Source organism: Flavobacterium sp. RSB2_4_14, from assembly GCF_051547085.1.
GTDB lineage: Bacteria > Bacteroidota > Bacteroidia > Flavobacteriales > Flavobacteriaceae > Flavobacterium.
The window spans coordinates 69,958-87,541 of sequence record NZ_JBPTTL010000008.1; the positions used below are offsets into that span (position 1 = coordinate 69,958).

Sequence of the window (17,584 nt, forward strand, 5' to 3'; positions counted from 1 at the left end):
TGCCTAATCACTCAAATGGCAAAAATAATTCCTTTCAAAGCAGTTCGACCAACACCAGATAAAATTGGATTGGTAACTTGTAGAAACTATGACGATTACAGTTCGGCGGAGTTGGCAGCTTGGTTGAGTTTCAATCCCTATTCGTTTTTGCACGTTATTCATCCTGCGTATATGCATTCGCAAAAAATTACTTTGGATAAACGTTTTAAAGGTGTAGCACATAAATATGAGGATTTCAAAGAAGATGGTATTTTTATGGAAGAGGAAAAACCAGTTTTCTTTTTATATGAAATTCAAAGCAAAACACAATCCTTTACTGGAATTGTAGCTGGAACTTCTATCGAAGATTATAAAAATAATGTTATCAAGAAACACGAAGATACCTTACAATATCGTGTGGAATATTTCAAAGATTATTTACATCAAACTGGTTTCAATACCGAACCGGTTTTGATCACTTATCCTGATAATGATACATTAAATAGCTGGATTTCTGAAAAGAAAAAAAGTCAACCTATTTACAACTATTCCACAACCAACAAAGAAAAACATCAACTTTGGAAAATTGAAACCGAGGAAGAAATTAATTGGTTAACAAAGCAATTTGAAAACATTCCAGAGTTATATATTGCTGATGGACATCACCGTTCTGCTTCGGCTGAATTGTTATACGATGAGGATAGACATTTAGGAAACGAGAATTTGAACTATTTCATGAGTTTTTTAATTGCCGAAAGTCAGATAAAAATCTATGAATTCAACAGAATTATTCGTGATTTGAATGGCTATTCCAAAGACGTTTTCCTCGAAAAACTTTCAGAGCATTTCATTATTAAAGACAAAGAACAAGAATTGTGGAAACCTCAAAGCAAATTCGAATTTGGGATGTATCTTGACGGAAGTTTTTATGCACTGTTTTACAAACTCAATGACAATTTCAATAGTAAAAATAAAATTTTAGAAAACCTCGATGCACAAATTTTATACGATAAAGTTTTGCAACCACTATTGGGAATTGAAGATTTACGAAACGACGAAAGAATTGAATACATTCCAGGAAAACAATCAATTTTAACCATAAAAGAATTGGTTGACGAAGGCGAATTTGAAGTTGGCTTTATGTTGTATCCAAGTGATATTTCAGAAATCAAAGCTTTGGCTGACAATAATTTGATTATGCCACCAAAAAGTACTTATATAGAACCAAAGTTCAGAAGTGGATTGATGATTTATGAGTTATAATTTTGAGAAAATAAAAGAGATGAATTTATAGAAACACAGATTTAAGAAATTAGAGGAATTAGAGAAATTTTAAAAATTTTATAGATTTATTAAATCAGTGTTCCGATACTATAATATAAATAAATTAAATGTCGATACAAGAAAATCTACTCCAAATAAAATCCCAACTTCCCAATCATGTTACATTAGTTGCGGTTTCCAAAACCAAACCGGTATCTGATTTAATGGAAGCTTACGAAGCTGGACAGCGCATTTTTGGTGAAAACAAAATCCAAGAAATGACCGAAAAGTGGCAACAAATGCCAAAAGACATTGAATGGCACATGATTGGTCACGTTCAATCGAACAAAGTGAAATACATGGTTGAATATGTTAAACTAATTCATGGTGTTGACAGTTTAAAACTTCTGAAAGAAATCAATCGTCATGCCATTCGCTGGAGAAAAAATATCAATTGTTTACTTCAAATTCACATTGCCGAAGAAGAAACTAAATTCGGTTTAGATGAAAATGAACTTGCTGATTTACTCAATTCTGAAGAGTTTAAGGAAATGAATAATATTAAAGTAATTGGATTAATGGGAATGGCTACATTTACTGATAATCAACAACAAATAAAAAGAGAATTTGACTTTTTAAAATCAATTTTCGATAAATATAAACAGCTTGAAACCTCAAACTTGAAACTAGAAACTCTATCCATGGGAATGAGTGGCGATTACCAATTAGCAATCGAATGTGGTAGTACTATGGTTCGCATTGGAAGTAGTATATTTGGAGGAAGAAAATGATTTAAGATTGTTGATAAACGATTTTTGATTTCTGAACTTTTAAACCTGAAACTTTAAACTTTTAAACAAAATAATATCTACGCAATACTCGACATAGAAACCACTGGAGGACAATTCAACGAAGAAGGAATTACCGAAATCGCAATTTATAAATTTGACGGTCATGAAATCATCGATCAATTCATCAGCTTGGTTAATCCCGAAAAACCCATTCAACCTTTTGTGGTAAAATTGACTGGGATTAATAATGCCATGTTGCGTTCTGCTCCAAAATTTTATGAGATTGCCAAACGAATTATTGAAATCACTCAAGATTGTATACTTGTGGCTCATAATACTTCATTTGATTACAGAATTCTTCGAACAGAATTTAACAGATTGGGGTATGATTTTATAAAACCAACGCTTTGCACCGTTGAATTATCTCAAAAATTAATTCCTGGACAAGCTTCGTATAGTTTAGGGAAACTAGTTCGTGCTTTAGGAATTCCCGTTACTGACAGACATCGTGCTAGCGGTGATGCCTTGGCAACAGTCAAATTATTCAAAATGCTATTAGCAAAAGATGTAGAAAAAGAAATTCTAATTGGTTTAATAAAGGCCGAAATAAAAAAAGGTTTATCACCCAAATTACTAGATTTAGTTGAAAGTTTGCCAAGCAGAACTGGAATATATTATATTCATAACGAAAAAGGTGATTTGATTTACATTGGCAAAAGCAAGAACATCAAAAAACGTGTAAACCAACATTTTACTGGAACTTCGAGAAAATCTAAAAAAATTCAAGTGGAAGTTTTTGCAGTAACTTATGAAGAAACTGGAAGCGAATTGATTGCGTTACTAAAGGAAAGCGAAGAAATAAAAATTAACAAACCTATTTATAACAGAGCACAACGAAAGAGTATTTTTCAATATGCTTTGTATGTTGAAAAAGATATTCATGGTTATTTAGCTTTAAAAATCCAAAAAGCAGATGGTCGAAAAAAAGAGATTACATCGTTTACAAGTATACAGGAAGGTAAAAATTTGTTGTTTAAAATAACAGCAGAATACCATTTGTGCCAAAAAATAAATGGTTTATACGAAACTAAAAACGGTTGTTTTCAACATAAAATAAAAGAATGTCATGGTGCATGTTTAGGTAAAGAACTTCCAGAAATATACAATGAACGTGTGGAGGAATTCATTCATAATATGAAATTTCAAAACGAAAATATGGTGGTTATTGACAGAGGAAGAAGTGTTGAGGAAAGAAGCGCTGTTTTGATTGAAAACGGAATTTATAAAGGGTATTGTTTTTTTGATTTAAATTACCAAGTAAATAATATCGAAATCCTTAAAAATATTATTATTCCAATGCAGAATAATCGTGATACACGAAGTATAATTCAAGGTTATTTGAGGCGAAATAAAGTAATGAAAATAGTCAAATTTTAATGAATTACTTAATTACAATCATCGGTCCAACTGCTATAGGAAAAACATCGCTGAGTATTGAATTGGCGAAACATTTCAATTGCGATATTATTTCTTGTGACAGCCGACAATTTTTTAAAGAAATGAAGATTGGTACTGCTGTTCCAAGTGGAGAAGAATTAAATTCAGTAACGCATCATTTCATACAAAACAAATCCATTTTTGAAAACTATTCTGTAGGCGATTTTGAGAAAGAAGCCGTTGCTAAATTGGATGAATTATTTTTGAAAGACAATGTCCAAATCATGGTTGGCGGTTCAGGTCTATATATTGATGCTGTGTTGAAAGGATTTGACGATTTTCCTGAAATTGATAATTCTGTTAGAGAAAAGATAAATATTGATTTTGAAGAGTTTGGAATAGATTATCTTCAGCAAAAGTTAAAAGAATTGGATGCCAATTATTTCCAAAAACTTTCAATCGAAAATTCGCAGACGTTACAAAATCCGCAACGAATGAAACGCTTTGTAGAAGTTTGCATCGGCACAGGAAAACCATATTCTAGTTTTATTGGACAAAAGAAAAATCAACGTAACTTCAGTCCTATTATAATTGGATTAGAAGCCGAACGAGAAATCATGTACAATCGAATTAACCAGCGAGTGGATATGATGATTAACAACGGACTTTTAGCAGAAGCTGAAAAGTTATATCCCAATAAAAATTTGAATGCATTACAAACAGTTGGTTATCGTGAGTTATTCGATTATTTTGATGGAAAAATTTCTTTAGCTTTTGCAATAGAAGAAATCAAAAAAAATACTCGAAGATTTGCTAAACGACAATTGACTTGGTTTAAAAGAACTGAAAATGTAGTTTGGGTTGATTATTTAGTCGAGAGAAAAGAAATAATTAATTTGATAGAACAGAAAACAAGGAACACAGATTTTTAAAATAGAATTAATTATTATAATTTTTCTTGATTTTTAAAATCTGTGTTTTAAAAAAAATAATTTAAAATGCCAATATCACCTAACTTCTCCTCTATACTTCAACAAGATTGGGAAATAACTTTTCTACAATGTTACCCAAATGGTTTTTTGAAATACACCGATTTGTGTAATATTCTTCAATTAACAGCTGGTTATCATGCAGAACTCGGCGGTATTAGCTTTAGTGATATGCAAATGCATCATCAAGCTTGGGTTTTGAGTAGAATGCGTGTTGAAATAAAACGTTTGCCAAAATGGAAAGAAACAGTTACAGTAAAAACTTGGGTTAATTCATTGGAAAATTCACGTTCCATTCGTTGCTTAGAAATGTATATTGGTGAGGAAAAGATTATTGGATGTGAAACTTTTTGGGCTGTTTTCAATACGCAAACCCGAAGACCAGAAAATTTAGCATTACCACATGAACATTTTCAAAAATATTTGGATAGAGCAACTTTGGCACCTTTCAGTAAAATTGATTTTCAGCATGATATGATGAAAATTGAAAATCATAAAGTGCAACTTTCAGATTTGGATATTGTCAATCATGTCAATAGTGTGAAGTATTTAGAATGGTGTCTTGATTTACTTGATTATGATGTAATTAAAAATCAAAAGATTGAAAGTTTTGAAATGAATTATCTAAAAGAACTTTCACTTCATGATGAAGTTGAAATCAGTCAGAAAAAGAATGACGCTGTTGTTACTTTCAGCATTCAGAAAAATGAAAAAGCTAACTTTGCTATGCAAATATCTTTAAAAAAATAATGGCTCTAATTTCTTAGAGCCATTGACTTATTTTTTTACTACTAATCTAAAACCTTCACCGTGAATATTTAGAATTTCTACTTCTGGTTCTTCTTTTAGATATTTACGAAGCTTAGAAATGTAAACATCCATACTTCTGGAAGTGAAATAATTATCTTCTCTCCATATTTTTGTTAAAGCTAATTCTCTTGGCATCAAATCATTTTCATAAATCGCCATCATTTTTAATAATTCAGACTCTTTTGGAGACAATTTTATTGGTTCATTATCACCAAGTTTTAGGAAGCGTAATTTAGAATTCAAAAGGAATTTACCAATTTGGAATTCAAATTTAGCAGGTTCATTTTTATTCTCAACTGCTTTTCTTTGGATAATAGCTTTGATTTTCATCAACAAGACATCAGAATCAAATGGTTTATTTAAATAATCATCTGCTCCTACTTTGTACCCTTTCATTACATCTTCTTTCATCGATTTTGCAGTAAGAAAAATCAAAGGAACATCTTTGTTTTTTTCTCTAATCTCTTTGGCTAAAGTATAACCATCTTTGTAGGGCATCATGACATCCAAAATACACAAATCAAAATTATCTTTTTTGAATTTTTCGAAACCTTCCATTCCGTTTTTAGCTAGAGTAACATCAAAATCATTTAATGTTAAGTATTCTCGCAATACAATTCCAAAATTCTGATCATCTTCTACCAGCAATATTTTTTTATTATTTTCCATATATTTTAATTTATGAGTGGGACTTTTATGATAAATGTACTTCCTTTTCCTTTTTCGCTTTCGACAAAAATTTCACTATTGTGATCTTCTAAAATTCTTTTAACGTAGGCCAATCCTAATCCGTGTCCTTTAACGTTATGCAAATCACCAGTGTGCTCACGATAAAACTTTTCAAATATTCTTTTTTGTGCCGCTTTTGAAATTCCTGCACCTTGATCTTTAATTTTTATATAAATAAACTCTGTTACGTTTTCAGTAGAAATATCAATCTTTGGCGCATCAGGTGAATATTTTATAGCGTTATCCAAAACGTTAACAATGACATTAGTAAAATGTACATCGTTTAGTAATGCTGTGGTTCTTTTCGCATCCAAATGCTTTGTAATTGAACCTCCTCTATCTTCAATAATCAGATGAACGTGTTCGATAGCATCTTCAATAATATCATGAATGTTATTTGACTCTTTTTTGATATCTAGTTCTTTCTTTTCGAGCTTTGATATTCTTAAAACATTTTCAACCTGAGCATGCATCCTTTTATTTTCATCTCTTATCATTTGCAAGTAACGTTGCACCTTTTCTTTATCATCAATAACTTTTGGATTTTTGATAGCATCCAAAGCTAAATTGATTGTGGCTATAGGCGTTTTGAATTCATGTGTCATATTATTGATGAAATCTGTTTTGATCTCCGAAATCTGACGTTGTTTAATCAATTGGCTCAAAGCACTCGAATAGGCAATTATTATTATTAATGTAAAGATTATTGACAAAATACAAATTCCAATAAGTTCAGAAAATAGGAACTTCTTTTTTTGAGGAAATGTAATTAGTAATTGATATTTATTATTGTCTTCATTATCAATAAAAACTGGAATTGAATAGGTTGACGACTTATCATATTTGAATCTATCCGATTTTATTTTTGTTGCCAAACCATTGCTGTAAATACTGTACTCAAAAGGAGTTTTTACACCATATTCGTTAAGCTCATCAGTCAATAATTTTTGCAAGAATTCATTTGAAACTCTTTCCTGAATTGGCTTTAATGCAGCTATGTCTTTATAAAATATTTCAAATTGTGCATTGTCAAGTAAATCTAACCTACCCGCTTTTTCAATTTTTACATCAGGAGTAACGTTTTGCTTGATACTTGAATTGTCAATATTATCGTTGTAAATCTCTGTTTTTCTTTTCGAAGAAAAATTTTTTAATTGTTTTACACTGTCTAATTTTTTATCAAAGAACGATGGTGATATTCCGTAATCTTCGGAAATAATACTGTTAGAATAAATTATGGTTTCGTTGGTTCTTGAGTCTCTTTGATAATAACCAAATTCCAAAAAATCACTTTTTTCAGGAACTTTACCTATACTGTCTTTTAGCTTATTGTATTTTTCATAAAATGTATAAGCTTCATACTTTTGGATTTTATCAGCAACATTACCAAGAACTTGTTTTACATGGTATTTAAATTGCTCTTCATTATTTTCAAATGATTTATCAAACCAATATACCTGAACAAGAATTATACCAATCAAGGATAAACTCATTAATATTACAAGCAATCGGAAAAACAATTTATTCATCACACAAATTTAGGATTTTAACATTTATACTATGAATACATTAACCAAAGATTAACATCTCATCAAAAAATTATTGATTGTTTAATATTTTAAGAATTTCATCAACTTGATTTTCAGTATCCTTAATGGTAGAATTTTGAATGACGAAGTCACTTTTTAAAGCCCTCTCTTCGTCTGTCCATTGGTTTTGAATTCGTTTCAAAATACTTTCCCTATCGGTTTTATCACGTTCTAAAACTCTTTGAATTCGAGTTTCGATTGGAGCTGTAACGTTAATAATGAAATCACAATATTTATAACTGCTGCTTTCAAACAAAATGGCAGCTTCTTTTACTACAAAATGAAAGTCTTTATGTTGTTCTAACCATTTATCAAAATGACTTTTAACTAACGGATGAACAATAGCATTTAGTTTTTGAAGTTTATCAGGATTATTAAAAACGAGTTGGGCTAATTTTTCGTTATTAAGTTTATCGCCGTCAAAAACAGAATTTCCAAACTCGTTTTTAATTGAGCTTACTACTTCTTTGGACTTCATAATCTTTTTTGCCTCGTCATCAGCTATATAAACTGGTAAGCCCAATGATTTCATGTAGTTTGCAACCATTGTTTTTCCACTTCCAATACCACCTGTCAATCCTATAATTTTGGTCATGATGTTTTCTTAAAAAATAATTCAGGAAACGCTAACTCTGGTTTTTGCATTAAGATAATTATCTTATAATAAGACTCCAAAAAACCTCTTCCGTAACCAAAAAATTGTTTTGAAACAGCAATTAGCGATAAATATCCAATTTTAATACTTTTATTTTGAATACTTGATACTAAAAATAGACACAGAAAATAAAAAGCATAACAAAATATTGGCAGCCATATTCCAAACAACCCAAGAAAAACAGAAATAGAAAATCCTAAAATAAATAGTGTGGGGAAAAAAAATGTAAGTTTACTATATTCGGGATACCACGAATTTAATATAGGCCGAGCTTTTCCAAATTTATAAACCTGTAGTGTAAATTTATGCCAATCAATTCTTCGTTTATGATAAACAAATGCTTTGGAAAAAAGTCTAGTTTCAAATCCTAATTTCCACAATCTGATGGTCAAATCAGGATCTTCTCCTGGATGAATATTACCAAAACCATTTGATAATTCAAATGCTTTTTTTGAAATACCCATATTAAAACTTCGAGGTTGAAATTTAGATATCTTCTCAGAACCACCTCGAATTCCACCAGTTGTCAAAAAAGAAGTCATTGCAAAATTGATTGCCTTTTGAATATCAGAAAACGTGTCTAAAGCGGCATCAGAACCACCAAAACAATCAACATAGTTGGCAGTTAGTTCATTTTCAACTTCAGATAAATAGTGTTTTGGAATAATACAATCAGAGTCGAAAATAATAAAATAATCGCCTGTTGCTTTTTTCATTCCGTAGTTTCTCGAATCACCAGGTCCAGAATTTTCTTTGTAGTAATAAGAAATAGTTAAGACATTATTAAATCTTTCAACTACATCTTGACACGGAATGGTTGACCCATCTTCCACAATTACAATTTCATAGTTATTACCATAATCAGAATTAGCTAAACTTTCAAGTAGCTCTTCAATTTCGTCTGGCCTATTATAAACTGGAATTATTATTGAAAAAAACATGAGTAAATTTTTAACAAATATAAGTTTTATAAAAAAGAAAAACCACCTAAATTTTAGGTGGTTTTACATATAAAAAAATTAAAAAAACTATTCTTTGATAACTCTTATCGTTTTAGATTGGTTATTAGAGATTACTTTAACCAAGTAAACTCCATTTGATAAGTTTGACATATCAACTTGAGCTTGATTGGCATTAACAGTATTAGAATTTACTTTTTGTCCCAATAAATTGAATATTTCAACATTTGAAATTTCTTGATTGTAAGATAAATTCAAAGTGTTTTTTACAGGGTTTGGATAGTATGAGAAATTAGTAGTATCAAAGTCTGAATTACTTAATCCATCGTCAGTAAGTCTCAAAGTAAATGTTCCTTGCTCTGCAGCATTACTCCATACTTGAATATAATATGTTGTTCCCGGAGTTAGAGCAGTTAGAGTCTCAGGAGTTCCAGTTGCCACAGTTATATTTGAATTACATGTACCAGCTAATGGAGTTAATGCTCCGCAAGCTCCAGAATAGATATTAAAATTGAGAGAAGTCATTGTACCTCGCGTTACTAATGCAGTTACTAAACCTGACGCTGGAGCAACAAATGAGAACCAAACGTCTTGAACTGAACCAAAAAGATCACACGAAGGTTGAGTTGAACTCACTGTACCAAATGAATTATCTGAATTATTATCTAAACCATCAACTAAAACTGGTAAAGATGTTCCACAATCTTGATTAGCAACTGCTGGTGGTGTTACAGCAGCGCATGTTACATTCATAGTAAATGCACCTACAGCCGTATTATATCCTGCAACAGTGATATAATAAGTAGTTGTTCCATCAGAAGTAAATATAACTTTAGAATTTGCTCCATTTGAAGTACATGATGAGTCGTCATCATTTGCTGCAACTAAAGTTAAATTTCCTGATGTTCCTGTATAAACTAAAACAGACGTATCATAAGAAGAACCACATAAGTTTATTGTAACTGTCTGCGCAGAACCAGAACCAGTGAATGAATACCAAAGATTTGGTGCAGTCAAGGCAGTACCGAAACCATCAGGAGCATTATCTTCGTCTAAAGTTACTGGAGATGATGTATCTCCGGTATAGATATTACCACAAGTAACTGCGATAGGAGTTGCAAAATTATCATTTGTTGGTGGTGGTGGTAACGTACCAATACATACATCAAATGTTGAACTTTGACCTGTTGTTGCTGTCCAACTATAAACTCTTAAATAATAGGTTTGTCCAATTACTAGACCTGTTGGATTGCTAGTATTTGGATCAGAACATGTACCAGGAACTAATGTTAAACTGTTACAATCTGCACCAGTCCAAAGAGAGTGGTACAAATCTGTTGTGGAACCAAGAACATTATTTAAGGCAATTCTATGAGTAGCTGCTGTAGCTACAAAAGAAAACCATACATCATCATCTTCGGTTCCACCACATGCAATTGCATCTACAGTAGAAGCTGTAGCACTTAAAATTGTACCTGGAGTAACAGTTCCACATAATAGATCAGAATTAATAGTCAATGCAATTGCACCTGAACATTCATCATTGGCTGGTGGTCCTGGTGGTGTTCCGATACACACATTAAATGTTGTTGTTTGTCCTGTTGTTGCAGTCCAAGTGTAAACTCTAACATAATAAGTTTGTCCAATTGTCAATCCTGTTCTAGTACTAACATCAGCATCAGAACAAGAACCAGCAACTAATGTCAAACTATTACAATCTGCTCCACTCCATAATGAATGATACATATCGGTAGTTGAACCAGCAGCATTTAATATACTAATTCTGTGACCAGTTGAAGTTGCCACAAAAGAAAACCATACATCGTCATCTTCTGTTCCACCACAAGCTGCTGCATCAATAGTAGAAGCTGTTGCACCTAAAATTGTACCAGAAGTAACAGATCCACATAAAAGATCTGGATTTACAGTTAGTGATATAGCACCCGAACATTCATCATTTGCTGGAGCTGGAGCAGCTGTTACTGTTAAAACTCCACTTCCAAATGTGGCACCATCCCAGAAACTACCATTATTTGGTCCACTTGCATTTATCCCTCCATAAAAAAAGTTGCCTCCGTTCAGTACGAATCTTGTAGCATAATAATAAGTTCCAGGTGTTAAATTAGCACCAATAGTAGCTTGATATTCATCATTATTAGATACATTTCCTGAATTCCAAGTTGCTAAAGTCCAATTTGTCCAAGTATTAGGATTTGTGTTTGTGGCACTTGTCCCCACCCATGCTTGAACACCAGGTGTTTGTCCAACTATGTTTGGAGCAACGTCTGTTAAACCAGCTTCGTAAATTTGTCCATAAACAGTTACATTACCACCTTGAGCAAATGAAGCTGTAGCAGGGAACTGTAAATTAACATAATCTGGTGGATTAGGAACTGCACCAACAACTATATCATCAAGATATAATTCAAATTCATCGGTAGTTGTACTTCTAAAAGCAATATAAACCGTTTGACCTGCAAAAGCTGCTAATGAGTAAGTAAATTTCTGCCATGTAGTATTTGGAGTTACTGCGGCAGCTATTGTTGTGGTGAAATTCGCAGCAGCTGTTCCTGTAGTGGATAACAAAATATCAAACGGTTCAGGAAAAGTATTTGATCTGTGTCTTGCCCATAAACTTAGTTGCTCAGTAACACCTAATGTAACTGTAAACTGGGGAGTAATCAAATAATCATCATGAGCAGTTGCACTATAAATTATACTAGCAACATTTGTCCCACTATTTGCAGTTCCAGCACCAGGAGCTCCAAATATCCACGTATTTGTATCTCCACCGTTTATGACGGCCCAACCAGCAGGAGTTGTTGTTCCTGCATCAAAATTTTCTGTGAACTGAGCATATGAATCCATCATACTACTTAGAAAACAAAAACAAAATAATGTAATTTTTTTCATAATTAATAAAAGTTAAAAAGTTAATTAGCTCTAAAATTAATTAAAAAATAAAAAGCCACCTAATTTTTAGGTGACTTTTTATATGCAAATTCAAAGATTATATTTTAAATACTTGGAACTAAAACCATTTCATTAGTGTCAGCAGTATAATCTACACCATCAAAACCAAAACCAAATAGATTTAAAAAGTCTTGTTTATAACCCGCTAAATCTCCAATTTCAGTTAAATTTTCAGTAGTTGCTTTTTCCCATAATGTTTTAATTCTGTCTTGAACATCGGCTCTCATTTCCCAATCATCAATTCTAATTCTGCCTTTATCATCAGTTGGGATTGGTTTTCCTGTATATAATCTTTGTTCAAATAAACGTTGGATTTGTTCGATACAACCTTCATGAATTCCTTCTGCTTTCATTATTTTATACAATAAAGAAATATACAATGGAATTACTGGGATTGCAGAACTAGCTTGTGTTACCAGTGCTTTATTAACAGAAACATACGCTTTTCCTTCTAAAGATTTTAAACTATCTGTAATTTTAAAAGCAGTAGCTTCTAAATCATCTTTTGCTCTTCCGATGGTTCCTTTTCTATAAACGGCTTCTGTAACTTCCGGACCAATATAAGAATAGGCAAAAGTAGTAGCTCCTTTTGCTAATACATCAGCATTTTTAAGTGCTTCCATCCACATTGCCCAATCTTCGCCACCCATTACCACAACAGTATTATCAATATCGTCTTGATTTGCAGGCTCAATGGTTACTTGAGTTACGTTTCCAGTATGAAAATCGACCGTTTTATTGGTAAAAGTGCTACCTATTGGTTTTAATACAGAACGATGTAAAACGCCTGTAACTGGATGCAAACGAACTGGCGAAGCCAAGCTATAAATCACTAAATCTATTTGACCCAAATCAGCCTTAATTAAATCGATGGTTTGTTGTTTTATTTCATTTGAAAAAGCATCTCCATTGATACTTTTAGCATACAACCCAGCTTTCTGTGCTTCTTTTTCAAAAGCTGCTGAATTATACCAACCAGGAGAAGCTGTTTTTCCTTCTGAAGGTGGTTTTTCAAAGAAAACCCCAATTGTTCCTGCATCGGAACCAAAAGCACTCGTAATCCTTGAAGCTAATCCAAAGCCCGTTGAAGCACCAATAACTAAAACTTTTTTGGCGCCATCAATTTTGCCTTTTGATTTTACATACGCTATTTGATTTTTAACATTTTGAGCACAACCATCGGGATGAGCTGTTAAACAAATAAATCCTCGCATTCTTGGTTCTATAATCATATTCTATTAAAATTAAGTTGTATAAGTTTTAGTTAAGTTGGAACAAAAATATAAATTAAATTGTTTAATTAAGCAATGCTTTGGCATGATTGAGTGCCGAATCGGAAATATCTTTACCTGATAACATTTCTGCTATTTCATTAATTCGCTCTTCAGTTGTTAATAATTTTAGTTCCGAAACAGTATTATCGCCCAAAACAGTTTTGAAAACTTTGTAATGATTACTTCCTTTGGCGGCAATTTGTGGAAGATGTGTGATAGCAAATACTTGCATTGTCTTGCTCATTTCTTTCATAATTTCTCCCATTTTATTAGCAATTTCGCCAGAAACTCCTGTATCAATTTCATCAAAAATAATGGTCGGCAATTTTGAATATTGTGATAAAATAGATTTTACAGCAAGCAATATTCTAGACATTTCACCACCAGAAGCTACTTTTTTTAACAATCCAAAATCAGTTCCTTTATTGGCGGAGAATAAAAATTGTAAAGAGTCTTTCCCATTAGTATTGTAATGGTTTGAAGGAGTAATTTCAATCTTAAATCTTACATTAGGCATGCCTAATTGATTTAAAATAAAAATTAATTTTTCACTTAAATTGGGTATAGCTTCACTCCTACTAAAACTTATTTTCGTTGCTATTTCATTCAATTTAATTTCAAAATCCTTAATTTCATTTTCGAGAGAAATAATTTCATCTTCTAGAGTAGTAACCGAAACAACTTTACCTTCTAATTGATTTTGAATTTCTAATAATTCGTCAACTGTCAATACTTGATGCTTCTTTTGTAAAGTATAAATAAGTTGCAGTTTTTGATTAATAGCTTCCAATTTTTCTGGATCATTGAAAACCAATTCCGACTCCCGATTTAACTCTTTTACAATATCATCAAATTCTATCAAGATACTGTTAGCTCTTTCTAATAGTGAATTATATTCAGTAGAAAAGGAACTGTTTTTTTGAAGTACAGCTTTAAATTCTTTTAGATTTTTCAATAATCCAAATTCATCTTCATTGGCTAAAACCAACAATTTTTCGAGGTTTTCCTTTATAAATTCTACATTGTTGAGTGCTTCGTATGTTTTTTCTAATTCTTCTAATTCCCCTGATTTTAAATTAGCAGCAAGTAATTCTTGATACAAAAAATCGTTGTAATCTTTCTCTTTTAAAATGGCCGAAAAACTAGATTTTTTTGTGTCTAAATTTGCTTTAGCAGACTTATACTGTCTTAAAATAAACTGAAATTCTGACACTAATTGTTGATTACTTGCAATTGAGTCTATAATCTTGAATTGAAAATCTTCTTCTGACAATTCTAACGTTTGATGTTGTGAATGAACATCTATTAAATATAAACTTAAATCTTGAAGCTGTTGAAGGTTAACTGGGCTATCGTTTACAAATGCTCTCGATTTTCCCGAAGGTAGAATCTCTCTTCTAATAATGGTTTCCTGCTCATAATCCAAATCATTTTCTTCAAAAAATGACTGCAAATCATATTTTCCAATGGAAAAATTGGCTTCAACAATACATTTTTCTTCTTTGTTTTTGAGTGAAGACAAATCAGCTCTTTTTCCTAGAACTAATCCTAAAGCACCAAGTAGTATTGACTTTCCTGCGCCAGTTTCTCCAGTGATTATTGAAAAACCTGTAGCAAAATTAATGTCTAATTTTTCTATCAAGGCAAAATTTTCAATGGAAAGCGAAGTAATCATATCCAGGAAATGAAGTAATGGTTAAGCAAGGTAAAGGTAATTATTATAACTTAATTGTTGCCCATTTGCTCGAATTGAGTGGCGAAATTTTATTCAAAGTATCAACAGTTTTTGACAATGATATTTTTGGTCCGCCAGATAATATTGAGATTATTTCATCAGACTTGGCATCAAAAAATACTCTGGTTAAAAAAGCATTTGGCCTAACTGAATATAAACTAGAAAGAATATTGATTGACTCAATTACTTTATTTTTTGAGGCTTCCAAATCGGAATTCATATTATCTAATCCTTCTCTGTGATAGGTGTACATTGCTTGTCTGAAAGCATCAAAAGTACCCGAAAGTAAATCTGTAATTAAAAAATACCTGTTTTGATTACCATCCGCTTGACTCCACCCTTTATAACCGCCTTGTTGTGCAACAGTTAGTATTTCATTAGCTGTTTGAAAATAATTTGTACCACCGTTAAGGGCATATGTATCAGCATCAAAACCAATTATCATATAGCTATAAAACGCCAATACCGATAATAAGTTATTGTCATAGGTCGATGGATTAAAAATCAGATTTTGAAATTCAACATAATTAAAACTAAAATCAGTATCATTATAATTGAAAACTGGGGAAGCATAGGTTGAGTTGAAAATTGGTCTAGTGGATTGCACTTGAATAGAAGCCGTAAATTGATTTGAAGCATAACTGTTTACAATTATGACCATTGAACAATTAATTTTTTCATTTTGTTTATATACTTCTCCAGTCCAGTCCGTTTTATTAACAAACTCACCAATCGCTTTTTCTAGTGTTTTAAAAATTTGATCGTTTGTCATAGCTAATTTTTCTGTATTAACTTGAACAGTACAATTTAATTGTTGTGCTTGTATCAACCCAACAAAAAACAAAAAAAGAAAATTAACTATTTTTTTCATAATGAGAAATTACTTTATTCATAATATCATCTGCTACTTCTGTTTTCAATTTTAGTGGCATTGGCTCAACAACAAAATCTTTAGTAATAAAAGTAATTTTATTAGTTGGAGTGGCAAAACCAGCACCTTTATCTTGTAGCGAATTTAAAACTATCAAATCTAAGTTTTTTTTCTGAATTTTCAACTTAGCGTTTTCAATTTCATTTTCGGTTTCCAATGCAAAGCCGATTAAGAATTGATTTTTTTTCATTTGACCTAAAGAAACCAAAATATCTTTTGTCTTTTCTAATTCAATACTAAATTCAGAGTCCGATTTTTTTATTTTTTGGGACGCAATAGTCTTTGGTTTATAATCTGCCACAGCAGCAGCACAAATGGCTACATCTACTTCTTTAAAATGAGTTTGGCAGGCATCATACATTTCTTGAGCCGAAGTAACTCTTATCAAATTAATACTTGAATTTTGAGAATTTAAATGCGTTGGTCCAGAAATCAAAATAACAGTCGCACCAAGTTTTGAAGCACTTTCTGCAATATCAAAACCCATTTTACCTGAAGAATAATTTCCTATAAAACGAACAGGATCAATAGATTCATATGTTGGTCCGGCAGTAATAAGAATTCTTTTTCCTTTTAAAGGCAATTGACGCTCCAAATCATTTTCTAAAAAAGAAATGATATTTTCTGGTTCAGCCATTCTTCCTTCACCCGATAATCCGCTAGCTAATTCACCTGATTCAGCTGGAATAATGGTGTTTCCAAACTGCTTTAATGTTTGAAAACTTGCTATAGTTGACGGATGTTTGTACATATCCAAATCCATAGCTGGAGCGAAATATACTGGGCATTTTGCCGATAAATAAGTTGCAATTAAAAGATTATCACAATTGCCATTCACCATTTTTGACAAGGTATTGGCAGTTGCTGGAGCAATGAGCATCAAATCAGCCCAAAGACCGAGTTCAACATGATTATTCCATTGTTCATTATCATCGTCTTCATTATAAAAAGTAGAATAAACGGGATTTTTGGAAAGTGTAGATAACGTTAACGGTGTTACAAAATCCTTAGAAGCAGGTGTCATTATCACTTGGACATGTGCACCTGCTTTTATAAATAATCTAACTAATGAGGCAGTTTTATAAGCAGCAATTCCTCCTGAAATTCCGAGTAGTATTTTTTTACCGCTTAAAACAGACATCTTAATTACTCTTTTGTAGTATCTCTGTAGTAAATTTTATCATCTAGCCATTCTTGCACAGCTAAAGCATGTGGTTTTGGCAACTTTTCGTAGTATTTAGAAACTTCAATTTGTTCTTTGTTTTCAAAGATTTCTTCAAGACTGTCGTTGTAAGTAGCAAATTCTTCTAATTTTTCAGTCAATTCTTTTTTAATTTCTGAATTGATTTGATTTGCTCTTTTAGCCATTATTGTTATTGCTTCGTAAACATTTCCTGTACGCTCTTCAATTTGAGTTTTGTTGTAAGTAATTGTGTTTACTGGTGCATTTGTCTTCTTTAAATCCATGAC

General features: G+C 31.7%; 15 protein-coding genes. 5 read left to right on the forward strand and 10 right to left on the reverse strand.

Annotated features, from left to right (window positions below; genetic code table 11):
- Positions 1-15: 15 nt before the first annotated feature.
- From ACSVH2_RS12695 to ACSVH2_RS12715, 5 genes are all read left to right on the forward strand, one after another.
- Positions 16-1,242: a DUF1015 domain-containing protein gene (locus ACSVH2_RS12695; protein ID WP_438093553.1), complete on the forward strand. Its 1,227-nt coding sequence runs from the start codon at positions 16-18 to the stop codon at positions 1,240-1,242.
- 128 nt (positions 1,243-1,370) lie between these two features.
- Positions 1,371-2,033 carry a YggS family pyridoxal phosphate-dependent enzyme gene (locus ACSVH2_RS12700; protein ID WP_438093554.1) on the forward strand — a complete coding sequence of 221 codons (663 nt, stop codon included), beginning with the start codon at positions 1,371-1,373 and terminating at the stop codon, positions 2,031-2,033.
- A gap of 75 nt (positions 2,034-2,108) precedes the next feature.
- Positions 2,109-3,470 carry an exonuclease domain-containing protein gene (locus ACSVH2_RS12705; protein ID WP_438093595.1) on the forward strand — a complete coding sequence of 454 codons (1,362 nt, stop codon included), beginning with the start codon at positions 2,109-2,111 and terminating at the stop codon, positions 3,468-3,470.
- Positions 3,470-4,402 carry a tRNA (adenosine(37)-N6)-dimethylallyltransferase MiaA gene (miaA, locus tag ACSVH2_RS12710; protein WP_438093555.1) on the forward strand — a complete coding sequence of 311 codons (933 nt, stop codon included), beginning with the start codon at positions 3,470-3,472 and terminating at the stop codon, positions 4,400-4,402. Before ACSVH2_RS12705 ends, miaA begins: the two co-directional genes overlap by 1 nt.
- Before the next feature lie 66 nt (positions 4,403-4,468).
- On the forward strand, positions 4,469-5,209 hold the full coding sequence (locus tag ACSVH2_RS12715) for an acyl-[acyl-carrier-protein] thioesterase (protein ID WP_438093556.1): 741 nt from the start codon (positions 4,469-4,471) through the stop codon (positions 5,207-5,209).
- A gap of 27 nt (positions 5,210-5,236) precedes the next feature.
- On the opposite strand, the gene ACSVH2_RS12720 is transcribed toward ACSVH2_RS12715, so the two are convergent.
- From ACSVH2_RS12720 to ACSVH2_RS12765, 10 genes are all read right to left on the reverse strand, one after another.
- Complete coding sequence (locus ACSVH2_RS12720; protein WP_438093557.1) at positions 5,237-5,938, reverse strand: response regulator transcription factor; 702 nt, start codon at positions 5,936-5,938, stop codon at positions 5,237-5,239.
- Positions 5,939-5,943: 5 nt separating this feature from the next.
- Positions 5,944-7,527, reverse strand: a complete 1,584-nt coding sequence (locus ACSVH2_RS12725) for a sensor histidine kinase (RefSeq protein ID WP_438093558.1) — start codon at positions 7,525-7,527, stop codon at positions 5,944-5,946.
- Positions 7,528-7,597: 70 nt separating this feature from the next.
- The gene (gene coaE / locus ACSVH2_RS12730; protein ID WP_438093559.1) at positions 7,598-8,182 is read right to left on the reverse strand and encodes a dephospho-CoA kinase; all 585 of its coding nucleotides are present in this window, start codon (positions 8,180-8,182) and stop codon (positions 7,598-7,600) included.
- On the reverse strand, positions 8,179-9,183 hold the full coding sequence (locus ACSVH2_RS12735) for a glycosyltransferase (RefSeq protein WP_438093560.1): 1,005 nt from the start codon (positions 9,181-9,183) through the stop codon (positions 8,179-8,181). The genes coaE and ACSVH2_RS12735 overlap by 4 nt, the downstream gene beginning before the upstream one ends.
- Positions 9,184-9,270: 87 nt before the next feature.
- Positions 9,271-12,114 carry a choice-of-anchor J domain-containing protein gene (locus tag ACSVH2_RS12740; RefSeq protein WP_438093561.1) on the reverse strand — a complete coding sequence of 948 codons (2,844 nt, stop codon included), beginning with the start codon at positions 12,112-12,114 and terminating at the stop codon, positions 9,271-9,273.
- A 104-nt stretch (positions 12,115-12,218) separates the two neighbouring features.
- Positions 12,219-13,406 carry an enoyl-ACP reductase FabV gene (fabV, locus tag ACSVH2_RS12745; protein ID WP_438093562.1) on the reverse strand — a complete coding sequence of 396 codons (1,188 nt, stop codon included), beginning with the start codon at positions 13,404-13,406 and terminating at the stop codon, positions 12,219-12,221.
- A gap of 64 nt (positions 13,407-13,470) precedes the next feature.
- Positions 13,471-15,123 (reverse strand): DNA repair protein RecN, encoded by a 1,653-nt coding sequence (recN, locus tag ACSVH2_RS12750; RefSeq protein ID WP_438093563.1) that lies wholly within the window; start codon positions 15,121-15,123, stop codon positions 13,471-13,473.
- A gap of 43 nt (positions 15,124-15,166) precedes the next feature.
- Positions 15,167-16,054: a DUF4835 family protein gene (locus ACSVH2_RS12755; protein WP_438093564.1), complete on the reverse strand. Its 888-nt coding sequence runs from the start codon at positions 16,052-16,054 to the stop codon at positions 15,167-15,169.
- Complete coding sequence (gene coaBC, locus ACSVH2_RS12760; protein WP_438093565.1) at positions 16,038-17,255, reverse strand: bifunctional phosphopantothenoylcysteine decarboxylase/phosphopantothenate--cysteine ligase CoaBC; 1,218 nt, start codon at positions 17,253-17,255, stop codon at positions 16,038-16,040. Before coaBC ends, ACSVH2_RS12755 begins: the two co-directional genes overlap by 17 nt.
- A gap of 5 nt (positions 17,256-17,260) precedes the next feature.
- Positions 17,261-17,581: a DNA-directed RNA polymerase subunit omega gene (locus ACSVH2_RS12765; RefSeq protein ID WP_438093566.1), complete on the reverse strand. Its 321-nt coding sequence runs from the start codon at positions 17,579-17,581 to the stop codon at positions 17,261-17,263.
- Between the last annotated feature and the right edge of the window lie 3 nt (positions 17,582-17,584).

What these genes read in the sequence shown, in the direction of transcription:
- ACSVH2_RS12695 (WP_438093553.1), top strand. Translation starts at nt 16, where the DNA reads ATGGCAAAAATAATTCCTTTCAAAGCAGTTCGACCAACACCAGATAAA.
- ACSVH2_RS12700 (WP_438093554.1), top strand. Translation starts at nt 1,371, where the DNA reads ATGTCGATACAAGAAAATCTACTCCAAATAAAATCCCAACTTCCCAAT.
- miaA (WP_438093555.1), top strand. Translation starts at nt 3,470, where the DNA reads ATGAATTACTTAATTACAATCATCGGTCCAACTGCTATAGGAAAAACA.
- ACSVH2_RS12715 (WP_438093556.1), top strand. Translation starts at nt 4,469, where the DNA reads ATGCCAATATCACCTAACTTCTCCTCTATACTTCAACAAGATTGGGAA.
- ACSVH2_RS12720 (WP_438093557.1), bottom strand. Translation starts at nt 5,938, where the DNA reads ATGGAAAATAATAAAAAAATATTGCTGGTAGAAGATGATCAGAATTTT.
- ACSVH2_RS12725 (WP_438093558.1), bottom strand. Translation starts at nt 7,527, where the DNA reads ATGAATAAATTGTTTTTCCGATTGCTTGTAATATTAATGAGTTTATCC.
- coaE (WP_438093559.1), bottom strand. Translation starts at nt 8,182, where the DNA reads ATGACCAAAATTATAGGATTGACAGGTGGTATTGGAAGTGGAAAAACA.
- ACSVH2_RS12735 (WP_438093560.1), bottom strand. Translation starts at nt 9,183, where the DNA reads ATGTTTTTTTCAATAATAATTCCAGTTTATAATAGGCCAGACGAAATT.
- ACSVH2_RS12740 (WP_438093561.1), bottom strand. Translation starts at nt 12,114, where the DNA reads ATGAAAAAAATTACATTATTTTGTTTTTGTTTTCTAAGTAGTATGATG.
- fabV (WP_438093562.1), bottom strand. Translation starts at nt 13,406, where the DNA reads ATGATTATAGAACCAAGAATGCGAGGATTTATTTGTTTAACAGCTCAT.
- recN (WP_438093563.1), bottom strand. Translation starts at nt 15,123, where the DNA reads ATGATTACTTCGCTTTCCATTGAAAATTTTGCCTTGATAGAAAAATTA.
- ACSVH2_RS12755 (WP_438093564.1), bottom strand. Translation starts at nt 16,054, where the DNA reads ATGAAAAAAATAGTTAATTTTCTTTTTTTGTTTTTTGTTGGGTTGATA.
- coaBC (WP_438093565.1), bottom strand. Translation starts at nt 17,255, where the DNA reads ATGTCTGTTTTAAGCGGTAAAAAAATACTACTCGGAATTTCAGGAGGA.
- ACSVH2_RS12765 (WP_438093566.1), bottom strand. Translation starts at nt 17,581, where the DNA reads ATGGATTTAAAGAAGACAAATGCACCAGTAAACACAATTACTTACAAC.